Below are 19,679 nucleotides of genomic sequence, written 5' to 3' on the forward strand. Positions count from 1 at the left end.
TTTACCCTTTACCCAAAAAATGAGGAGGTTGAATGCTAGAATCCTTTTAGTAAAGGAGAAGCTGAAGGAAATTAGTGCCATAGAAGAAATGGTCAAGGAATCAGGATTCGAGGTTTTATTTGCTTCGGATGACTCAACAGGTTTAGCTGAGAGCTTTAGGGAAGAGCCTAATCTAATTTTATGCCATTACTCTCAAATGGGGTTTTATATAGAGACAAAAGGTACACACTTACCCATAATTTTGATTAATGATGCGAATGAAAGAACCATTCAGTCAGCCTCATCTTCCCACAAAATTGCCTACTTGCAAACACCTTTTTCGAAGGATATTTTAAATACTCTTATTGATTTGCTTCTTTCCACCGAAGATTGAGGTGTTAACAAAAGGGGTTTCTATTTGTATTTTAAATGGTTTGTGGCCATTTTTGGCCTTTATCAACTTCTACTTCTTATATTCATGTCACGTATAGCTCTTATTACGGGTGCCACCTCGGGCATCGGAAAAGCCACCGCTTTCGCTTTTGCAAAGGCGGGTATTAACTTGATTTTGTGCGGTCGCCGTCAAGAACGATTAACTGAACTAGCAGAAGCATTGGGTAAGCAGGTGAAAACCACTACACTCCTTTTTGACGTCCGTGATAGTGCCGACGTAATGAAAGCCATTGCTTCTCTTCCTGCTGATTTTCAGTCTATTGATATTTTGGTCAATAATGCAGGTAATGCACATGGAATGTCGCCGATACAGGGCGGTGATTTTAGTGATTGGGACGCGATGATGGATGGAAATGTAAAAGGACTTTTGTACGTATCAAAGGCGGTGATTTCAGGTATGATTGAACGTGGCAAAGGTCATATAATAAATATCAGTTCGGTGGCTGGTAAGCAAACCTACGCCAACGGAGCGGTCTACTGTGCTTCCAAAAAAGCGGTAGAAGCCATTAGCGAAGGTATGCGTCTTGATTTGACCCAGCACGGAATTAAAATAACAAACATCGCACCTGGGGCGGTTGAAACAGAGTTTTCGCTTGTTCGATTCAAGGGGGATGAAAGTCGGGCGGCTAAAGTCTATGAAGGGTTTGAGCCCTTGCGTGCGGAAGATATTGCCGATACAATTTTGTACGCCGTCAATGCGCCAGCACACGTTACCATTGCCGATGTGACTATTTATGCGGCAGCCCAAGCAGCGCCCACGACCGTTTACCGAAAATAATCATTTGTCAGAACGAATGCGTAGTTAATTGAAGGCTGGCTTACTTTTTATGTTTCATAACTGCGCTGAGTGTCAGGGAGATTGAAAATAAGCTTAAAAAAACTAAAAAAAATAGTTGGAAATGTGTTTTGAAGCCACCATATTTGCACTCCCAAACGCGGACAACGAGTCAAAAAGCGTTCAAAAGGGGAGTTTAGCTCAGCTGGTTCAGAGCATCTGCCTTACAAGCAGAGGGTCGGGGGTTCGAATCCCTCAACTCCCACACAAAAAATAAAATAGTAGTCCTTCAATTATAAGAAGGGAGTTTAGCTCAGCTGGTTCAGAGCATCTGCCTTACAAGCAGAGGGTCGGGGGTTCGAATCCCTCAACTCCCACACAAAAAAGTCAAGCCTCAAGCTTGGCTTTTTTTTTCTGCCTTACAAGGAGAGGTTCGGGGGCGGGGCCGCTGGGCGGCGTACCGTGCCGCTGCCGTTCGAATCTCTCAACTCCCACACCAAAAAGTCAGGTCTCAAGCTTGGCTTTTTTATTTTCTACCTTACAAGGAGAGGGTCGGGGGCGGTCGTGTTGATACTGGGTCAGTCGGAAAAGTTGGGGGAAGCTAAAAAAGCACTTATAGAAATCAGGACTACGATTGACGTTTAAGGTATAATCTTTTAAATTAGTCAACCGTGCGACGGGCTGTGCCAAAATCAAAGCATTCAGTTTAGAGGGGTAAGAAACATGTAATTCTTCCTACATCGGCTAACTCAGTTATATGCTTAATCCAAGTTGCTCCACAACTTTCGCATTTGGTCCGTTATACCTTTTCCCCTTAGCCTAAAGGCTATGGTGAAAACATCACCAAGGGGCTTACCCATCTGCAACATTATAAAATTTTATTTACTTCCCCAACCATTACCTTTGCGTTTCATTTGAGTACCTGTCCATGATTCACGAGATTCTTAAACAATACTGGGGATACGACCAATTTCGCCCTTTACAGGAAGAAATTATTCAGTCTGTGCTGGCCAAGCGCGATACCTTGGCCCTGCTGCCTACGGGCGGCGGCAAGTCGCTGTGCTTTCAGATTCCTGCCTTGGCCATGGAGGGCGTTTGCATTGTGGTGACGCCGTTGATTGCCCTCATGAAAGATCAGGTGGAGCAACTGCGGCGGCATAACATCAGGGCCGCCGCCATTTATTCGGGCATGAACTGGCACGAAATCGACATCGTGCTCGACAACTGCATCCACGGAACCACCAAATTTTTGTACGTTTCGCCCGAGCGGCTCCGGGCCGATATTTTTTTGGCGCGGGCCAAGATGATGAAAATCAACCTGCTCGCCATCGACGAAGCGCATTGTATCTCACAATGGGGATACGACTTTCGACCTTCTTACCTGCAAATTGCCGAATTTCACGCCCTGATTCCGGGCGTGCCCATTATCGCCTTGACCGCCTCGGCCACCGAGCCTGTGAAGGTGGATATTTGTGAAAAACTACAAATGCGCGAACCTGCCGTTTTTCAGGCAACGTTTGCGCGTTCCAATCTGTCATATTCGGCTTTTTTTGAAGAAAACAAAGACTCTCGTCTCGTCCGGATTTTGCAGAATGTGCCCGGTTCGGCGATTATTTACGTGCGCAACCGCCGTCGCACCAAAGAAGTGGCGGATTGGCTGAACCGACAAGGCATTAGGGCGGAATTTTACCACGCGGGCATCACCACCAAACAGCGCGGCGAAAAACAGGAGGCTTGGATTCGTAACCGCGTGCGGGTCATGGTGGCCACCAATGCCTTTGGCATGGGCATCGACAAACCCGACGTGCGGGTGGTGATTCACATCGACCTACCCGACAACCTCGAAGCTTATTACCAAGAAGCGGGGCGCGCTGGACGCGATGGCCAAAAAGCCTACGCCGTGGCGCTGTATTCGCCCAAAGACCTAAACGAACTTGTGCGCAATGTGGAGCAAAAATACCCGCCTATTGAGCTCGTTCGGCGCGTGTATCAGGCGTTGGCCAATTTTTACCGCGTGCCCGTGGGTGGCGGAGAACTGGAGTATTTTGACTTTGATTTACAGACTTTTACGGGAACGTTTGGCTTGCCTGCTTCCGAAACGCACTACGCCATCAAATTGCTGGAAGAAGAAGGTTTTTTGCAATTGAGCGACGCGTACAACAGCTCGTCCAAGATTCACATTGTGGTCGACCACCGCGCGCTGTATGACCTTCAACTCAAGTATCCGCAGTACGATAGTTTCATTAAATTGCTGCTACGAATATACGGCGGCGAAATTTTCACGCAGTTTGTCAACATTTCCGAAACCGTTATCGGACAAAAACACTACATCATGGAACCCGACGTGGTGAAAATGTTGCAGAACTTGCATGATTTGGGCGTTTTGGTGTACGAAAAGCAGCGCGACAAGCCACAATTAAGCTTCCTGACGCCCCGCTACGACGCTGATATGCTGCCCATCAACGCCTTGGCGATTCAAGAAAAACACCGGGCCGACCTTGAGCGCATCGAGGCCGTTGCCAATTATGTGCAGCATTCTACCCGCTGCCGCACGCAGTTGTTGCAACAGTATTTTGGAGAACACACCGACGAACGCTGCGGAATTTGTGATAATTGTTTGGCCAAAAAGAAAAAAACACCCGCCAATCCCGAAAACGGCAAGCTCAAAGCGGAGATTTTACGGTTGCTGAATTTAAGCCCGCTTACACCACAACAGTTGGTGGCATCGTTTGGGATTAAAAACGAGCAGGCCGCCATTGACACCATTCGGGAACTATTAGAGGATGAAGTGGTTCTCTATGAAGGAGAAGGCACATTGCGACTGCGTCAGTAGTGCAATGACAGTAATCTCTTAAAATTTAGATAAATTTGCAAAAAGCCCGCAATCCCATGAACTGGCAAGAATACATACACGCAGACCCGCAGATTCTAAACGGCAAACCTGTCATCAAAGGAACCAGACTGTCCATTGAATTTATTCTTGAACGATTAAGTGACGGCTGGTCGGAACAGATGCTTCTTGAAAATTACCCCCGTCTGTCGCATGAGTCTTTGTTAGCGGTGTATGTGTTTATGCTTCAAATGGCCAAAGACGGCTTATTGTATTTACCGACTTATCCTATGAAACAAGCTTCATGAAGTGGCTCGCAGATGAAAATTTCCCAACCTTCAGACTTCCCCATTTTTTGCCAGAAACTCCCGCTCAAATCTTATTAGAGCTGGACAAGAACGGTTTTTATACATTTGAATTTCACTTTACCGTCATTGACGATGACGGACTTAGACAACGTACCATACCCAAATGAACATAGGCGATAAAGTCAGATTAGTCCATTCCAAAGAGGAAGGCATCATTACGCGTTTTTTGCAAAACGATGTGGTGGAGATTGAAATTGAAGAGGGGTTCCGTTTGCCCGTGCTCAAACGTGAGCTGGCCGTGGTGTCGGCGGTAGAAGGCCAGTTTTTTCGCGGACAAAAAGTCAGTCCGACTGTCGAAAAGTCATCAGAATCACGACCGACGGGCATCAAGGCTGAAAAAGGTATTTTTATGGCGTTTGTACCGCTCAACGACCGCGAAATTGCGTTGCATTTGGTCAACAATACCGACTGGGACCTTCCCTACGCACTTACGATGCCCACCGAGCGCCACCAACGCGGTCTTTCGGGCGGGGTGATGAAAGCCAAAACCAGCGTAAAAGTGCAAGATTTGTTAATCAAGGACTTTGACGAATGGGGCACGTTTGTGTTCAATTGCCTGTATTATACCGTCGGTTTTGCCCCCGAGCGTGCGCCGTTTAGCAAGCGGGTGAAGTTTCGGGCCAACACGTTTTTTAAAAATAAACGCAAAGCTCCGCTCCTCGACAAAGACGCGTATCTGTATCAACTCGATAGCGACGAAAAGGAAAAATCTGAGCAACCGCTGAACGCGCAGGCGCTGAAAGAAAAGATGTTTGAGAAAAACGAGCCTGATGCGCCGCTTCCAACAAAAGTAGAGCGCCCAGCGTCGGTGATTGATTTGCACATCGAAAAGCTTACCCGCGATTTTATGACGCTGAGCAATTCGCAAATGGTTGAAATTCAGCTAAAAACTTTTGAGCAACAACTCGAAAAAGCCATCGCCAGTGGCATGGATGAAATTACTTTCATCCACGGCGTAGGCAACGGCATACTCCGCACTGAGCTGCACCGGCGCATGAGCAAACACAAAAACGTGAAGTTTTTTGAGGATGCCCAAAAGGAAAAGTTTGGGTATGGCGCCACCAAAGTGAAGATTAAGTGACATTTTATATAATGAAGTAGAAGGCTTGCTGAGATATTCAGCAAGCCTTGCTGTACTACCAAACCTATGATGAAAATTAATGTGCGGCTACTAAATTCTGGGCCGTAAGTGGGATACCCAAGGTCGTTACTTCTTTTCGGAAGGTCTTCGTTGCGGTATGTTCTCGGTCGCACACCACGATGCTGTATTTTCCTGCTGGCAATTGACTCAAATCAAAACGAACCAGTTTTTGGTATTCATACTTGCTCATTTTTTGGCTGGCCAGCACCGTCCCCGAATGGTCAACCATGATGATTCTCACGGTACTAGCTAAGTCTTTATTGACGTGGACCTTTATAATGGAGGTCCCTTCCACCGACGTTGTGAGGGTCTGAAAGGTGGGTGTTTCAATACCAGCCCACTTGGGCGATTCCTGGGCCTGGGCAATGGCCGACACACCTAAAACAAGCAAAGTTGCAATTACTTGGCAGAGCGTTTTCATGGCAGGGTAAGTTGATTTTTTTAAAAATTGAGTACCTTAAATTGCAAAATATCCTAATTTGCCACCAACTTTTTCGCCCAAGTTGGGATATTTATCGCTACAAGACTTGTTGAGAATTACGAACAACTTTAAGCGATGGTCAATGCCGTTTAGCGACCAAAAAGCGTCGTTTGGCGATAATTGAAGTGTATCGTTGATGTTTCATTGCTTTTTCATTAAATTCCCTTTCATATCCGTTGGTTTTGCCCTGATTTATTCAGCCCTCCAAACGCTTAAGGCGATAGATTCCCATGAATTTATTAGAAGATAGTCCGAGTCACTCTTGGCAAAATTGGTTACTGAGGCACGCATCTTTCTGGATTATTTTTAATGCCATCATCTGCATTGGGGTCGGTTATAACCATAATTTCCCATTGATGCTAAGTATTCAAAATACCTTGGTGTGGATGCCTTATCAAATAGCCGTTGCCTATTTGTTGTTGTACGGCATTATTCCTTGGTTTTTCAAAAAGCGCTACAAAACCGCGCTTATGCTTCTGATTATCTGGCTATTACTAGGGCTTTTGGGTAATTTCCTCTTTCGCTATTTTGTCTTTATTCCTTTCCGAACCCGTGCCATGCCCGTTCCCGAACATTCAACCTACCGTGTAGCCTTCACCGTTAATAGTTATATGCTGACCAACGCGATTGCTTTTGTGGCCGCTATTCCTAAAATACTGCGCTACCAGTACCAAAAGGAACGCGCCAACCAACAACTCACCCGCGAAACCCGCACCATTGAACTGCAACTCCTCAAATCGCAGGTACACCCGCATTTTTTATTCAACACGCTCAATAACCTTTATTCGCTCACGCAAAAACAGTCGAACAAAGCCCCCGAAATCGTACTCAAACTCTCGGGCTTACTCCACTATATGATTTATGAATGCAATGCCCCAGAAGTGTTTCTGACCAAAGAAATAGCCGCTCTCCAAGACTATATCGCACTCGAACGCCTGCGCTACGGGCCAAGGCTGACCATCAATACCCAGTTTTTGGGTGATTTGGCCGGCCAGAAAATCGCGCCTTTGCTGTTGATTCCTTTTGTTGAAAACGCCTTTAAGCACGGAGCCGCCGAACAGGTTAGCCAAGCATACATTGACCTTCATCTGATTGTCAAAGAGAAGTTCCTGTTTTTTGAACTTGTAAACAGCAAGAATGACTACATTAATGAACCTCACAACCACAATGTTGGCGGCATCGGCCTGAAAAACGTCAAAAAAAGATTAGATTTAATTTACCGACAGCAGTACGAGTTAAAAGTGGATTGTCAAAAAGAAAAATTTACCGTGTGGCTCCAGATAGCCCTTACCTAAACTGTTGTAACATTGCTACCAATCAACGTCTATGCAAACGTTATTTCAACAAAGTCGCCTCTTCCGACATGGCCTTTTTTGGGGTAGTATTTTTACATTTATTTTGTTGCTCCAACTCATCTCCCCTGGTAGCGACGATTTCACTTGGCAAGAAATCTTTAATGGTTTACTTTTTTCCCAATTCCCCGTTTTTCTCCTCTATACTTACCTTTTCCTCTACGTAGTTCTGCCTTTTTTTGTCAATCGAAAATTTGTTATGGGCGTAGCGATGCTCATTGGGTTAATTTATTTGATGGCCTTGTTTACCCTGATTTTTAGAGAACTTTATCAAAGTACCATTCACCCTCTCTTGGTTGGGCAACCTACGCGACCTTTTTGTAGCTGTATTTTTGAAGAATCGGTCTTCCAGCAGCAGCTGGCTTACTATTTTGTTTTCATCGGCATGTTTGCAGGCGGACTCAAAATACTCCAACTTTGGCTGCAAATGCAGGCCGAAAGCGAACGCCTTGCCACCGAAAAAATAACGGCCGAACTACAGTTACTTAAAACCCAAATTAACCCCGATTTTCTCTTCAATACCCTGTGTCACCTCCACACACTGACGCTCCGAAAGTCGATAAAATCGCCTGAAGTGGTGCTGAATCTTTCCCATTTTCTGAGCTACCTCCTCTACGAAAGCCAAAAGGAGGAAGTGTTGCTCCAAAAAGAAATTGAGATGATTCACAACTACGTGTTTTTGGCCAAAACCCATGCGCAAAACAACATAGATGTCTCGCTCAACTTCGCGGGCGAAATCGACGGAAAATACATTGCGCCCCTGTTGTTGCTTCCTTTCGTGGAAAACGCTTTTAAAGAAGATAAATCGCTGGAACAGGCTTGGGTAAGTATTGATTTATGGGTAACGGGCGGGCGGTTGAAGTTTAAAATCATCCACGGCACACCGCCCCATATCACACCCGAACCCGCATTTCAAAACGTCATTAAACGGCTTGATTTGCTTTATCCTCAGCACTATACCCTAAAAATACTGCCCGAAGAAGAATTGTTTTTGGTAAAGCTTGAAATCAGCCTCAACGAACACACTCACCCTAAACCCCTACAACCATGAAACTGAATTGCCTGTTGGTCGACGATGAGCCCGAGGCTTTAGCGGTACTCGAATCATACGTCAGATTGGTCGAAAATTTGGAACTGGTGGGTAAATGCGAAAACGCAATCCAAGCTTTTAGCCTGTTGCAGGATAAACAAATTGACGTGCTGTTTCTGGACATCAAAATGCCCCAACTGCTCGGAACCGATTTTGTACGCAGCCTGCGGCATCCCCCCAAAATCATCTTCACTACCGCCTACCGCGAGTACGCCGTAGATGGTTTTGACTTGGACGTTACGGATTATCTGCTCAAACCCATTTCTTTCGACCGTTTTTTAAAGGCCGTAGCCAAACTGACAAAGTCTGACAGCAACGGCGGCATCGACCCCGAAAAAATGGCATATCAGCCCAATAAAGACGCTTTTTTGTACTTTCGCGCCGACCGAAAAATGATAAAAGTCTTTACCAACGACATTTTGTACGTGGAAAGTCTGAAAGATTACGTCAAAATCACCACCACCAATTCAAATTCATTGGTTGTAAAACAGGCCATCAGTTCGTTGGAAGAAATACTACCTGAAAGCCATTTCGTCAGGATTCACCGCTCTTATCTGGTCGCCATCGACAAAATAAAAACCTACACTTCCTCCCATATCGAGATTGGCGGCACCGAACTGCCCATCGGGCGGCTGTTTCAGAAAGGAGTGGAACGGGCCTTAAAAATAGTTTGACACCAAAACAACCCAGCATTCTCTGCCGATTGGTCGTTCGAGTTTCCCAAAAATTGCCAAAGTCGTCGGAAATGCGGTTTGACTTTCTGCCAAATTGTCACTTTTAAGCCCCAAATTTTGGCCGGCACGTTCATTGTGTAATGATGACCGTACAGATTGAAAAAGTAAACATTCAATCTCCTATTCATTCACAACAGCGGCCAACCGCTTAATAATTTACAAAGACATGGGAAAAATAATTGGAATTGACTTAGGTACTACCAACTCTTGCGTGGCTGTTATGGAAGGTAACGAACCCGTCGTAATCGCAAACAGCGAGGGCGCGCGTACCACCCCTTCTGTAGTCGCTTTTATGGACAATGGTAACGGCGAACGTAAAGTAGGTGCTCCTGCCAAGCGTCAAGCCATTACCAATCCTAACAACACCATTTCGTCAATCAAACGATTCATGGGGAAACGCTTCAACGAAGTAAGCGGCGAAATGAAAACCGTAGCCTACACCGTTGAGCAGGGTGCCAACAACACTCCCCGCGTTCGTATCGGTGAAAACCTCTATACTCCGCAGCAAATTTCGGCGCACATTTTGACCAAAATGAAGCAAACCGCCGAAGATTATCTCGGACAAACCGTAACCGAAGCCGTGATTACGGTACCTGCGTACTTCAACGACGCCGAACGTCAGGCCACCAAAGAAGCGGGTATCATTGCGGGTCTGGATGTAAAACGTATCATCAACGAGCCTACCGCCGCTGCCTTGGCTTACGGCCTTGACAAGCAAGGAAAAGACGTTAAAATTGCCGTATTTGACTTAGGTGGTGGTACGTTTGACGTATCTATCCTCGAACTCGGCGATGGCGTATTTGAAGTAAAATCGACCGACGGTGACACGCACCTTGGGGGTGATGACTTTGACCAAGTAATCATCGACTGGCTGGCCGACGAATTTAAGAAAGACGAAGGCATCGACCTGCGTCAGGACGCCATGGCGCTCCAACGCTTGAAAGAAGCCGCCGAGAAAGCCAAAATCGAACTTTCAAGCTCGACCCAATCAGAAATCAACTTACCATATATCTTCCCCGTCAACGGTATTCCTAAGCACTTGGTGCGCTCGTTGACCAAGGCGAAGTTTGAACAATTGGCCGACCGTCTGTTCCAACGCATGATGGAACCCTGCAAGCGCGCATTGAGCAATTCAGGCTTGAAGATTTCGGAAATTGAAGAAGTAATCCTAGTAGGTGGCTCGACCCGTATTCCTCGGGTGCAGGAAGAAGTAGAAAAATTCTTCGGCAGAAAACCATCCAAGAGCGTTAACCCCGACGAAGCCGTGGCGATTGGTGCTGCGATTCAGGGTGGTGTATTGACGGGTGAAGTGAAAGACGTGCTGTTGCTCGACGTGATCCCGTTGTCGTTGGGTATCGAAACCCTCGGTGGGGTATTCACCAAGCTCATCGAAGCCAACACGACGATTCCTTCCAAGAAATCAGAAACGTTCTCGACGGCGTCCGACAACCAACCTTCAGTAGAGTTGCACGTATTGCAAGGAGAGCGCCCGATGGCGACCCAAAACCGTACCCTCGGCCGTTTCCACTTAGACGGTATTCCACCCGCACCGCGCGGTATTCCACAAGTTGAAGTGACTTTCGACGTAGACGCCAACGGTATCCTGAACGTAACCGCCAAAGACAAAGGCACTGGCAAAGAGCAGAAGATTCGTATCGAAGCTTCCAGCGGTTTGTCAGACGCCGACATCCAGCGTATGCGTGAAGAAGCCAAAGCCAACGAAGCCGCCGACAAAGCCGCCCGTGAAGAAATCGAGAAAGTGAACGCTGCCGATTCGATGATTTTCAGCACTGAAAAACAATTGAAAGAATATGGTGACAAACTTTCGGCAGGCAACAAATCGGCCATCGAAGGAGCACTCGAAGAACTTCGTACCGCGCACAGCACCCGCAACGTAGCCGCCATCGATGCCGCCATGACCAAAATCACGGAAGCATGGAACGCCGCCTCGCAAGAAATCTACGCCGCTGGCGCAGAGGGCGCAGGTGCCCAGCCAGGAGCGCAAGACCCCAACGCGGGCCAGCAACCAAACCCAGGCAAAGAAGAAGGTGAGTTTGTGAACTTTGAAGAAGTGAAGTAATTAGTTTACAGTCAACAGTTTACAGTTGACACACTTTATAGATACCAGAACAGCCCTGCCGCGAGGTGGGGCTGTTTTTTATATGGGAAATGACCTTTAGATAAATATTTCATGTAAAAGTGACATAAAGTAGTTTATTTTCATGTGTGATGTTACATTTTTAGTGATATCTTTCAAGCAAAACCGTAAATTATTAAAATTGCATAGTTTGTATTGTTTTAATATTATAAAATGGGGGAAATTTTCCACAACAAACTATTAATCAACACATTAACATTTTTGATTTCTATTTATCTCATTTTATGGTAACATAAATAGTTTCTTAAGTATTCCAACTTCTTTTTTGAATGTTGGAGTAATGAACCACAAAATAGTAGTAAAAGATAATATTTAATTAAAATCAATGATAATCAACGATATTGTTTTCGCAGATAATGGCGGATTTGGAGATATTTATTTTGGAATTGATGAATTAGGCCGCAGAGTAGCTATTAAAACTATCAGAGAGGCCAGTCAAGGTATATCAACAGCTTTACAGCATGCAAAAGCATTGGTTAGAGCAAAACATGCCAACGTAGTAGAGGTGTACTCAATAGAAAATATATTTATACCAAATGAAAATGAGCCAGTACAGTGTATTCTTATGGAATATATTGATGGTCAAACGATAGATAATATTTATTCCAAAAAGATAAATAAGGAAGAATGTTTATCTATTGGAAACAAAATAATTGAAGGGCTTAAACATATTCATAATCAAGGCCTTATACATGGCGATTTACATGACAAGAATGTAATGTTAACTTCAAATGGTCAAATTAAAATCATTGATATTCTCTATATTAAATCTCTTGCCGACTATGATGAGACCAAAAAACAAGAAAAGCTAAAATACGATTATAGGTCACTACATCAGTTATTATGCTCTCTAATATTTAATTCCGAGTTAGGTTTAGAGTCTGTTAATGAGTTTAGGAATAAATCTGGCTTAGGGATTCCCGAAACAATTGAAACAATTGAAAAAGCCTTTTTATGTTTAGAGGACTTTGCTGATAGAGAAATGAAGTTTATCGCTGAAATAAGCCAAGTCAATGTTGCCGAAATCAAAGAATATTGTTTTCGAGCTGAATGTGAAATTGATGTAGATGAGCTCCGTAAATTAATGGGCAGAAAATGCTTAAAAATAAAAAAAAATATAGATGTTTTCCCAGATGTTTTCGTTGTTTTGTACACCACTTTACAATTAGATGAATTAAGAGATGAAATCCGTAAAGTTGAAGATGGCCATGTAATGCTTCAAACAGTTGAGCTCAAAGATAATTATACAGGCGAAAGAAATTATGACTTAAAGTAGGCCCCGTTGTTCGGAGTGTTCCGAAGGCCACTCCGAACCCAAATAATCATAGTGTTTGGCAAACGATGAGCACCTAAGCATAACCCCAAGAAGCAAAAAACAGCCCTGCCGCAAGGTGGGGCTGTTTTTTTGTAACCGGCCCCCCGTTGTTCGGAGTGTTCCGAAGGCCACTCCGAACCAAAAATAAACAAAGTGTTTGCAACACGGTGAGTGCCAAAGACTCTAACTCTCAACCTTTAAATATCGCCGTATTTGAGTAGTCACCATAGCATTGTGTCTTCAGAAGTCACTATTTCAAATGCACATTCTCTTATGAAAGTTGGGAGCAAGATGATATTCATTAGACTTTACAAAGCTCCCGTTGTTCGGAGTCTTCCAAAGGCAGACTCCGAACTCAAAATAATCATAGTGTTTGCAACACGGTAAGTGCTCCAGAAGCTCCCTCTTCAAACAACTGCTTCTGTGTAGTTTACATACTGACCCTGCGCGCGGCAGGGCTGTTTTTTTGTGAACAACAATCTCCGTTTTTCGAAGCCTTCCCAAACCCACTCCGAACCCAAAATAATCATAGTGTTTGCAACATGGTGAGTGCTAAGCACTCTGCCTCGTAGCCTTCAAATATAGCTGTATTTAAGTAATCATAGTGGCCTTGTGTCTCCACAGGCCACTATTTTAGAAGTATTTTGCTATCTTGTGATACCCATTCACAAAGAAAAACAGCAATGACCGAAATCGACAAATTGAAATATGCCCTTCAAGAATTTGCTGGCCTGAGTGCCGAGGATTTTGAACTATCGGCCGCGTATTGGAAACATAAAACGTACAAAAAAGGCGAGTTTTACAACGTTCATCGAAACATTTGTAAGGATTTAGGGTTTGTCACCTCGGGTACTTTCCGTTCTTATACCGTCAATGAAGAAACGGGTGAGGAGAAAAATGTTTTTTTGTATTCCTCCCATGGCTTCTTGGTCACTTTCAAGAGTTTTATCAATCAAATTCCCTGCGATTACCACACCCAAGCCCTGACCGACGCCACAATCGTTTACATCAATATCATTGATTTAATATCGCTTTATCGACAATCGCACCAATGGGAAACCTTTGGAAGGCTTTTGGCGCAGGAAGCCTTTAATGTAACCATGACTCGACTGGAGGGATTTTTGTTCAAATCGCCCGAACAACGCTACCTCGATTTGATACACGACCACCCAGATATTTTCAACAACGTGCCGTTGTACCATATTTCTTCGTATTTGGGCATCCAAGGCCCTTCATTGAGCCGTATCCGAAAAAGACTTTCTCGCAAATAGTTCGATTTTAACTTGGGTTAAAATTATTGCCGTGGGTGAGTGGCACCTTTGTATCATCAAAACAAACCACTTACGACAATGAAATCGACAAAAACAATCGTACTTATTCACGGACTCTTTGTAAACAACACAAGCTGGGCGCAATGGAAAACGTATTTTGAATCGCAGGGCTATAAAGTATATACGCCTGCCAACCCCGGCCACGAAGGTACTCCTGCCCAACTTCGCAGCAATATCCACCCCGACCTCACCCAAACAGGATTTGAAGATGTGGTGATGAACATCGTAAAATTGATTGACACATTGCCCGAAAAACCAATCGTGGTGGGGCACTCATTGGCCGGCTTGGTCGTTCAAAAATTGATCGAAATGGACAAAGCCGTTGCGGGAGTAAGTATCGACGGAGCGCCTCCAAAAAACGTATTGGCACCTTGGGCCACCGTCAAAATTGTACTGCCCGTGGTCAATTTCTTCAAAGGCAATCAAGCTTATTTGGGAAGCAGAGAGTGGTATCACCGCGCTTTTTTCAATAATTACACCAAGGAAGAAAGTGATTTGTTGTTTGACAAAATTGCCGTACCCGAAAGCAGAAAAATTGCGCGTGATACGCTTCTTACATCGTTTGCCAAAATTGATTTCAAAAAGCCCCACAATCCATTGTTATTTATTGGAGGAGAAAAAGACAATATCTTTTCATCCTCCTTTACAAAGCAGATTGCAGGTTCGTACAAGGATAGCAATAGCACCACCGATTTTAAGGAGTTTGCAGGAAGAAGCCACTTTATTGCAGGCGAAAAAGGCTGGGAAGAAGTAGCCGAATATGTATTGAACTGGATAAAAACAGTAAATGCATAAGATGATTTTCAATGACGAAAACATCCCCAAGCGAAGTTGAAAATACACTTTGCTTGGGGATGTTTTTTTGTGGCTGCTGACCGTTTGATAAGTTTTGTACCTGCTTTAAGTAAAAGTACCATGAACTATCTTTTTGATAATCAGCCACTTTGTTTTCGAGTTTTATTGCTGATTGCGGTATATTTTGAAATATTCCGCAATCGAAACTTTTGTATTAACCGCCGTGACCTTTGTTGGTATAAAATTTACTAGTCTTCTAACTCCATCGCAAACAAATCCACTAAATGCCCTTTTACTTTTTCTTCTACTTCAGCCATGGGGAGTTCGCGGCCGAGTTCTTGTTGCAGGGAAGTCACGGCTTTGTCGGTGATGCCGCAGGGAACGATGTGCCCAAAATACGATAAATCGGTGTTGACATTGAACGCAAAACCATGCATCGTGACCCAACGGCTGCATTTTACGCCCATTGCGCATATCTTGCGCGGGTTTTGCAGCGTTTCAAAATCCAGCCACACGCCCGTCAGCCCATCAATTCTTCCTGCTGAAAGTCCGTAATCGGCGCAGGTCAGAATGATGGCTTCTTCCAGCGTACGCATGTAGCGGTGAATGTCGGTAAAGAAATTCTCTAAGTCTAGAATCGGATAGCCTACCAGTTGGCCGGGGCCGTGGTAAGTAATATCGCCACCACGATTGATTTTATAGTAAGTGGCCTGTATTTCAGCCAATTGGGTTGCGTCAACCAATAAATTATCGGGATGTCCGCTTTTGCCCAGCGTGTAGACATGCGGATGCTGACAGAAAAGCAGGTGATTGGTGGTGCTGCGTTGTTGGTCAACGGGGGCATTCCGATTGTGGGCTTTGATACCTACATTTTCGGCCAAAAGCTTCTCCTGATAGTCCCAGGCCTGCTGATAATCAATCAGGTTTAATTCCTCAAAACGGACTTTTTTGTTCAATACGGTGTTCATACATCACTAACGAAAAGACGAAATTACCTAACTTTGTCGAAACACTTACGGCTATGCGTCAAATAACCATTCAAGTACCTGACCAACAATACGAATTTTTTATGCAGTTGGTTCGTAATCTTAAATTTGTGAAAGTGAAGCAGGAATCCCCGCTTGAGGCTCAACTTACGCCTTCACAAAAAAAACGTTGAAAAATATTAAGCAGGGGTTTGAAGAGTTAAAACTGGTAGAAGAAGGTAAAATGAAAACCATTCCTGCCGAAGATTTTTCATTTATCCGTGAAAATCCGTGTTAGAATATCAGTGTCATCCGTGTTCCAAATCGTTTGCTTTATTCAGTATAATTTTACGAAGAAGACTATTGGTTTCTACCTAAAAAAACACCGATTGAAATAGATTCCTACGGAATGACAAAAAATGGCAGCGAAAAAAAGGGAGTGATAGAAAAATTATGATTTTAATAGCAGACAGCGGCGCGACCAAAACCGATTGGCGCATCATCAACCCACAAGGAGGAATTCAACAGGCAAAAACGATAGGGTTGAGCCCGTATTACCAAACTTCTGAATCCATTGCGGCCGAATTGACCCAAAACTTACTTCCTGCGGTCAACGGCGAAGTGTCCGAAATTCATTTTTACGGCACGGGTTGCGCAGGAGAAGAGCCTTGTGCCATTGTTCGACGTGGTTTACAGGCGGTTTTTCCAACAGCCCAAACCATCGAAGTAGATAGTGATATGCTCGGCGCGGCGCGTGGACTCTGCGGCCACGAAGCGGGCATTGCCTGTATCTTGGGTACGGGCTCCAACAACTGTTTGTACAATGGGCGCGACATTGCCGATAAAATCCCCTCGCTGGGCTTTTGGCTTGGCGATGAAGGCAGCGGCGGATATTTGGGCAAAACCCTCGTAACGGCGTTTTTACAGAAAGAAATGCCCGAAGACTTGGCCCAAAAATTCGCCAAGCGCTACGGGCTGAATCGTGAAATTGTGCTGGAAAATGCGTACAAAAAACCGTTTCCTAATCGCTACTTTGCTACTTTTTCTAAGTTTTTATTCGACAACCGCAGCCATCCGTTTGCTTACAAATTGGTGTATGATGCGTTTATTGAATTTTTGACCAAATACGTCTGCAAACTTCCTGATTATCAAAAGTATAAAGCTCATTTTGTGGGCTCGGTATCTTTTTATTACAGCGATATTCTGCGCCGCGCCGCTGCCGAAAAAGGCATTGTCGTGGGTCATATCATGGAAACACCCATCGCAGGTTTGGCGTTGTATCATCGGCCCGTGGTGGAGCCTTAAGAAATTCGGGGAATTTCGGACAAAGTTCGGTAAATGATTTTTCCTTTTGCTTTACCAGTGTTGACCATCTCGTCGGCACCCTGAGAAGGCCCACCAACGCGCAAAACCGCACTGCAAAAATCAATTAACTGAACCGCTACTGGGTGAAAAATCGCATTGAAAACCGCATCACCGAGTTGTTTAGAGCCTGCTTTTTGGATGAGAGGCAATGCAAACCATTCGCCCAAAACAGGCAAATGACCCAATTGATACACCTGCAACGCGATTTCGGTCATCAACTGAACATTTTTTTCAATGAGGTCAGGATTGTCACTGGTACCAGAGCGGTAAGGGCCAGCAATCAATATCATTTGGGGAGTAGGCATCAGAGGAGTTGGTTTATTTTAGCGTATTGGAGGAGCATGATTGTTTTTCCGTCTTTGATTTCGCCCGTTTCCATCATTTTGAGCGCCTGCTGGAAAGGAAGCTCCAACACCTGTATGTTTTCCTGCTCATGTTCGGCTCCGCCGCCCTCGTTGACTTTCATGTCTTTGTGGTATTCGGCCACGAAAAAGTAAAGAATTTCGGTCACTGACCCGGGCGACATGTAGGCTTCAAAAATTTTCTTTACCTGCGTAATTCGGTAGCCCGTTTCTTCTTCGGTCTCTCTTCTAATACAATCTTCGGCGTTATCTTTGTCGAGCAATCCAGCACAAGCCTCAATTAACATTCCCGTTGCGTTGCCGTTGACGTAGGTAGGCATTCTGAATTGTTGGGTAAGAATCACGCTTTGGTTTTCACGGTTGTAAAGAAGAATCACGGCGCCGTTGCCGCGGTCGTAGGCCTCCCGTGATTGTTGGGCCCATTTTCCAGCAGGATTGCGATAGTCAAAGGTGATTTTTTTGAGGGTATACCAATTGTCTGAAAGCAGTTTTTCTTCAATGATTTTAACGTTTGGGTTATTCATGTCTGTTAATTTGATTGTTTTTGAATGAATTTGATTATTTTTGAGCAAAATAAATAAGTTAAGATGAGTTATCAAAGCAGAAAGCAAATCATTTTAAAAATCGTTGAAGAAAAAGGAGAGGCAGAGGTCAAGGAATTGGCGCAATTGATTGATACTTCAGAGATTACGATACGACGCGATTTGGGGCAAATGGCGGCCGATGGACTCATTTACCGTACTCACGGCGGAGCCATGAAATTGAGTCTGGTGAACCCACCTGTCAGTTTTGTACAAAAATCAGGAGTCAATGCCGAAAAAAAAGAGCATATCTGCCGTTTGGCAGCGGCCGAAATCAACGACGGAGACGTGATTTTTATGGATTGTGGCAGCACCGTTTTTCGGCTTTGCCCGTTCATCAAAAACAAAAAAATAAAGGTCATTACTAATTCATTGCCCGTGGTGTATGAGCTGATGAATACAGAAGTTTCCATCAATTTGATTGGTGGAGAATTGGATAATGAACGTCAGGCAGTGCACGGAGTCATTGCTACTGAGCACATTCAACGTTACCGTGCCAACAAAGCCTTTCTGGGGGTTGATGGCATTTCAGCCCAAAACGGCCTGAGTGCTGGAAGCGAAAAAGAGGCAGAAATGACCAAAGCGATGGCCTCCAATGCCCTTATAACTTACCTGTTGTGTGATTCTACGAAGTTGGGCCGAAACCGATACCTGACCTTTGCACCGCTTCAATTGGTGAATGTATTGGTGACCGATGAGCAGGCAGAAGACAGAATAGAGGGGTTTAAAAACGCGGGTTTGCGGGTTTTAAATCAATAAATAATGGCAGAAAATCCATTATTTATTTCCCCTAAAAACAAAAAAAGTCGAGGACGGCAGTTGCTGTCCCCGACTTGCGCGTGTGCGTTCCTCAAATAATAAAGGCAAACATGCCCTATAAGCCTAAGCTCCCTCAGTCTTACAAAAACTATGTACGGAAAAAATCACTTTGGGGTTGCGCTTTTCTGAGAAATTTCTGTAAAATCCTTGGAAGGGATGTAAAAAATGAGAAAATTAGTTTTTACCTTTGTCTCGCTATTGGAAGTTTCTCTGTTTCTCTCGACCGCATTGCTGCGTACTTGTCATCTGTCGGACGGAGTTTAGATCGAAGGCCGTCCGTAGCGCACCAAACGTTTTTACTGATCAAACAAATGAACATTTATGTAGCAAACGTCCCGTTCAAGGCGAACGATGACGAATTACGCGAATTATTCGAGGAATTTGGCGAGGTATCTTCTGCCCGCATTATCATGGACAAGTTTACGGGTAAGAGCCGGGGTTTCGCTTTTGTCGAAATGCCTAATGACGACGAGGCTAAGCAAGCCATTTCACAGTTGAATGAATTTGATTTTATGGGTAAAGTGCTCGTTGTAAACGAAGCACGTCCCCGTGAAGATCGTCCACGCACTGGTGGCGGTGGCGGTTTTGGCGGCGGCGGCAATCGTGGTGGCAGTGGCGGCGGAAGCCGTGGCGGCTATGGCGGTGGCGGTGGTGGCCGTGACAACGATTTCAAGAAACGTTGGTAATAATAACTACATGATTTCTGTAGGGAGCCGATTCGAAAGAATCGGCTTTTTTTATTCGTTTTGCATCGGTGAATGTAAGCATGCGTTTTGCCCCGTCAC

The 19,679-nt window shown here is 44.7% G+C and carries 20 protein-coding genes and 2 tRNA genes; 18 read left to right on the plus strand and 4 right to left on the minus strand.

Annotated elements, in window-relative coordinates; translation table 11 throughout:
* Window positions 1-28 precede the first annotated feature (28 nt).
* From DVG78_RS02365 to DVG78_RS02395, 7 genes are all read left to right on the plus strand, one after another.
* The gene (locus DVG78_RS02365) at window positions 29-373 is read left to right on the plus strand and encodes an ANTAR domain-containing protein (protein ID WP_147276967.1); all 345 of its coding nucleotides are present in this window, start codon (window positions 29-31) and stop codon (window positions 371-373) included.
* Window positions 374-457: 84 nt separating this feature from the next.
* On the plus strand, window positions 458-1,210 hold the full coding sequence (locus DVG78_RS02370; RefSeq protein ID WP_114459453.1) for an SDR family NAD(P)-dependent oxidoreductase: 753 nt from the start codon (window positions 458-460) through the stop codon (window positions 1,208-1,210).
* Window positions 1,211-1,397: 187 nt separating this feature from the next.
* Window positions 1,398-1,472, plus strand: a tRNA-Val gene (locus tag DVG78_RS02375).
* A 37-nt stretch (window positions 1,473-1,509) separates the two neighbouring features.
* Window positions 1,510-1,584: transfer RNA gene (locus DVG78_RS02380), tRNA-Val, on the plus strand.
* A gap of 551 nt (window positions 1,585-2,135) precedes the next feature.
* Window positions 2,136-4,040: a RecQ family ATP-dependent DNA helicase gene (locus DVG78_RS02385; protein WP_114459454.1), complete on the plus strand. Its 1,905-nt coding sequence runs from the start codon at window positions 2,136-2,138 to the stop codon at window positions 4,038-4,040.
* A 56-nt stretch (window positions 4,041-4,096) separates the two neighbouring features.
* On the plus strand, window positions 4,097-4,345 hold the full coding sequence (locus DVG78_RS02390; protein WP_114459612.1) for a DUF433 domain-containing protein: 249 nt from the start codon (window positions 4,097-4,099) through the stop codon (window positions 4,343-4,345).
* 163 nt (window positions 4,346-4,508) lie between these two features.
* Window positions 4,509-5,486: a Smr/MutS family protein gene (locus tag DVG78_RS02395; protein ID WP_114459455.1), complete on the plus strand. Its 978-nt coding sequence runs from the start codon at window positions 4,509-4,511 to the stop codon at window positions 5,484-5,486.
* Window positions 5,487-5,562: 76 nt separating this feature from the next.
* Here the strand turns inward: DVG78_RS02395 and DVG78_RS02400 are convergent, their stop codons facing one another.
* Window positions 5,563-5,967 (minus strand): T9SS type A sorting domain-containing protein, encoded by a 405-nt coding sequence (locus DVG78_RS02400; protein WP_114459456.1) that lies wholly within the window; start codon window positions 5,965-5,967, stop codon window positions 5,563-5,565.
* Window positions 5,968-6,257: 290 nt separating this feature from the next.
* On the opposite strand from DVG78_RS02400, the gene DVG78_RS02405 reads away from it, so the two are divergent.
* The 7 genes from DVG78_RS02405 (at window position 6,258) to DVG78_RS02435 (ending at window position 14,802) form a co-directional block, all read left to right on the plus strand.
* Window positions 6,258-7,322, plus strand: coding sequence for a sensor histidine kinase (locus DVG78_RS02405; RefSeq protein WP_114459457.1), 1,065 nt, complete (start codon window positions 6,258-6,260; stop codon window positions 7,320-7,322).
* 31 nt (window positions 7,323-7,353) lie between these two features.
* Window positions 7,354-8,430, plus strand: a complete 1,077-nt coding sequence (locus DVG78_RS02410) for a sensor histidine kinase (protein ID WP_114459458.1) — start codon at window positions 7,354-7,356, stop codon at window positions 8,428-8,430.
* Window positions 8,427-9,143, plus strand: coding sequence for a LytR/AlgR family response regulator transcription factor (locus DVG78_RS02415; protein WP_114459459.1), 717 nt, complete (start codon window positions 8,427-8,429; stop codon window positions 9,141-9,143). Before DVG78_RS02410 ends, DVG78_RS02415 begins: the two co-directional genes overlap by 4 nt.
* Window positions 9,144-9,369: 226 nt before the next feature.
* Window positions 9,370-11,283 (plus strand): molecular chaperone DnaK, encoded by a 1,914-nt coding sequence (dnaK, locus tag DVG78_RS02420; RefSeq protein ID WP_114459460.1) that lies wholly within the window; start codon window positions 9,370-9,372, stop codon window positions 11,281-11,283.
* Window positions 11,284-11,686: 403 nt separating this feature from the next.
* Window positions 11,687-12,637, plus strand: a complete 951-nt coding sequence (locus DVG78_RS02425; RefSeq protein WP_114459461.1) for a protein kinase domain-containing protein — start codon at window positions 11,687-11,689, stop codon at window positions 12,635-12,637.
* A gap of 722 nt (window positions 12,638-13,359) precedes the next feature.
* A complete protein-coding gene (locus DVG78_RS02430) occupies window positions 13,360-13,947 on the plus strand; it encodes a Crp/Fnr family transcriptional regulator (RefSeq protein ID WP_114459462.1) in 588 nt (195 codons plus the stop codon).
* A gap of 78 nt (window positions 13,948-14,025) precedes the next feature.
* A complete protein-coding gene (locus DVG78_RS02435) occupies window positions 14,026-14,802 on the plus strand; it encodes an alpha/beta hydrolase (RefSeq protein WP_114459463.1) in 777 nt (258 codons plus the stop codon).
* Between the two features lie 248 nt (window positions 14,803-15,050).
* On the opposite strand, the gene lipB is transcribed toward DVG78_RS02435, so the two are convergent.
* On the minus strand, window positions 15,051-15,770 hold the full coding sequence (lipB, locus tag DVG78_RS02445; RefSeq protein WP_114459465.1) for a lipoyl(octanoyl) transferase LipB: 720 nt from the start codon (window positions 15,768-15,770) through the stop codon (window positions 15,051-15,053).
* 53 nt (window positions 15,771-15,823) lie between these two features.
* Between lipB and DVG78_RS29980 the strand changes: the two genes are divergently transcribed.
* The gene (locus tag DVG78_RS29980; protein WP_158549949.1) at window positions 15,824-15,961 is read left to right on the plus strand and encodes a hypothetical protein; all 138 of its coding nucleotides are present in this window, start codon (window positions 15,824-15,826) and stop codon (window positions 15,959-15,961) included.
* A 259-nt stretch (window positions 15,962-16,220) separates the two neighbouring features.
* Window positions 16,221-17,072 carry an N-acetylglucosamine kinase gene (locus DVG78_RS02450; RefSeq protein ID WP_114459466.1) on the plus strand — a complete coding sequence of 284 codons (852 nt, stop codon included), beginning with the start codon at window positions 16,221-16,223 and terminating at the stop codon, window positions 17,070-17,072.
* Here the strand turns inward: DVG78_RS02450 and DVG78_RS02455 are convergent.
* Both DVG78_RS02455 and nudK read right to left on the minus strand, forming a co-directional pair.
* Window positions 17,069-17,437, minus strand: a complete 369-nt coding sequence (locus tag DVG78_RS02455; protein WP_114459467.1) for a DUF4406 domain-containing protein — start codon at window positions 17,435-17,437, stop codon at window positions 17,069-17,071. The genes DVG78_RS02450 and DVG78_RS02455 overlap by 4 nt on opposite strands.
* The gene (nudK, locus tag DVG78_RS02460) at window positions 17,437-18,018 is read right to left on the minus strand and encodes a GDP-mannose pyrophosphatase NudK (RefSeq protein ID WP_114459613.1); all 582 of its coding nucleotides are present in this window, start codon (window positions 18,016-18,018) and stop codon (window positions 17,437-17,439) included. Before nudK ends, DVG78_RS02455 begins: the two co-directional genes overlap by 1 nt.
* A 63-nt stretch (window positions 18,019-18,081) precedes the next feature.
* Here nudK and DVG78_RS02465 point away from each other — a divergent pair, with 63 nt between their 5' ends.
* Both DVG78_RS02465 and rbp read left to right on the plus strand, forming a co-directional pair.
* The gene (locus DVG78_RS02465; RefSeq protein WP_114459468.1) at window positions 18,082-18,834 is read left to right on the plus strand and encodes a DeoR/GlpR family DNA-binding transcription regulator; all 753 of its coding nucleotides are present in this window, start codon (window positions 18,082-18,084) and stop codon (window positions 18,832-18,834) included.
* A 110-nt stretch (window positions 18,835-18,944) separates the two neighbouring features.
* On the plus strand, window positions 18,945-19,580 hold the full coding sequence (rbp, locus tag DVG78_RS30305) for an RNA-binding regulator (protein ID WP_229598108.1): 636 nt from the start codon (window positions 18,945-18,947) through the stop codon (window positions 19,578-19,580).
* The last annotated feature ends 99 nt before the right edge of the window (window positions 19,581-19,679 follow it).

Origin of the sequence: Runella aurantiaca, assembly GCF_003339505.1 — a bacterium.
In the GTDB taxonomy this organism is placed as follows: Bacteria; Bacteroidota; Bacteroidia; order Cytophagales; family Spirosomataceae; genus Runella; species Runella aurantiaca.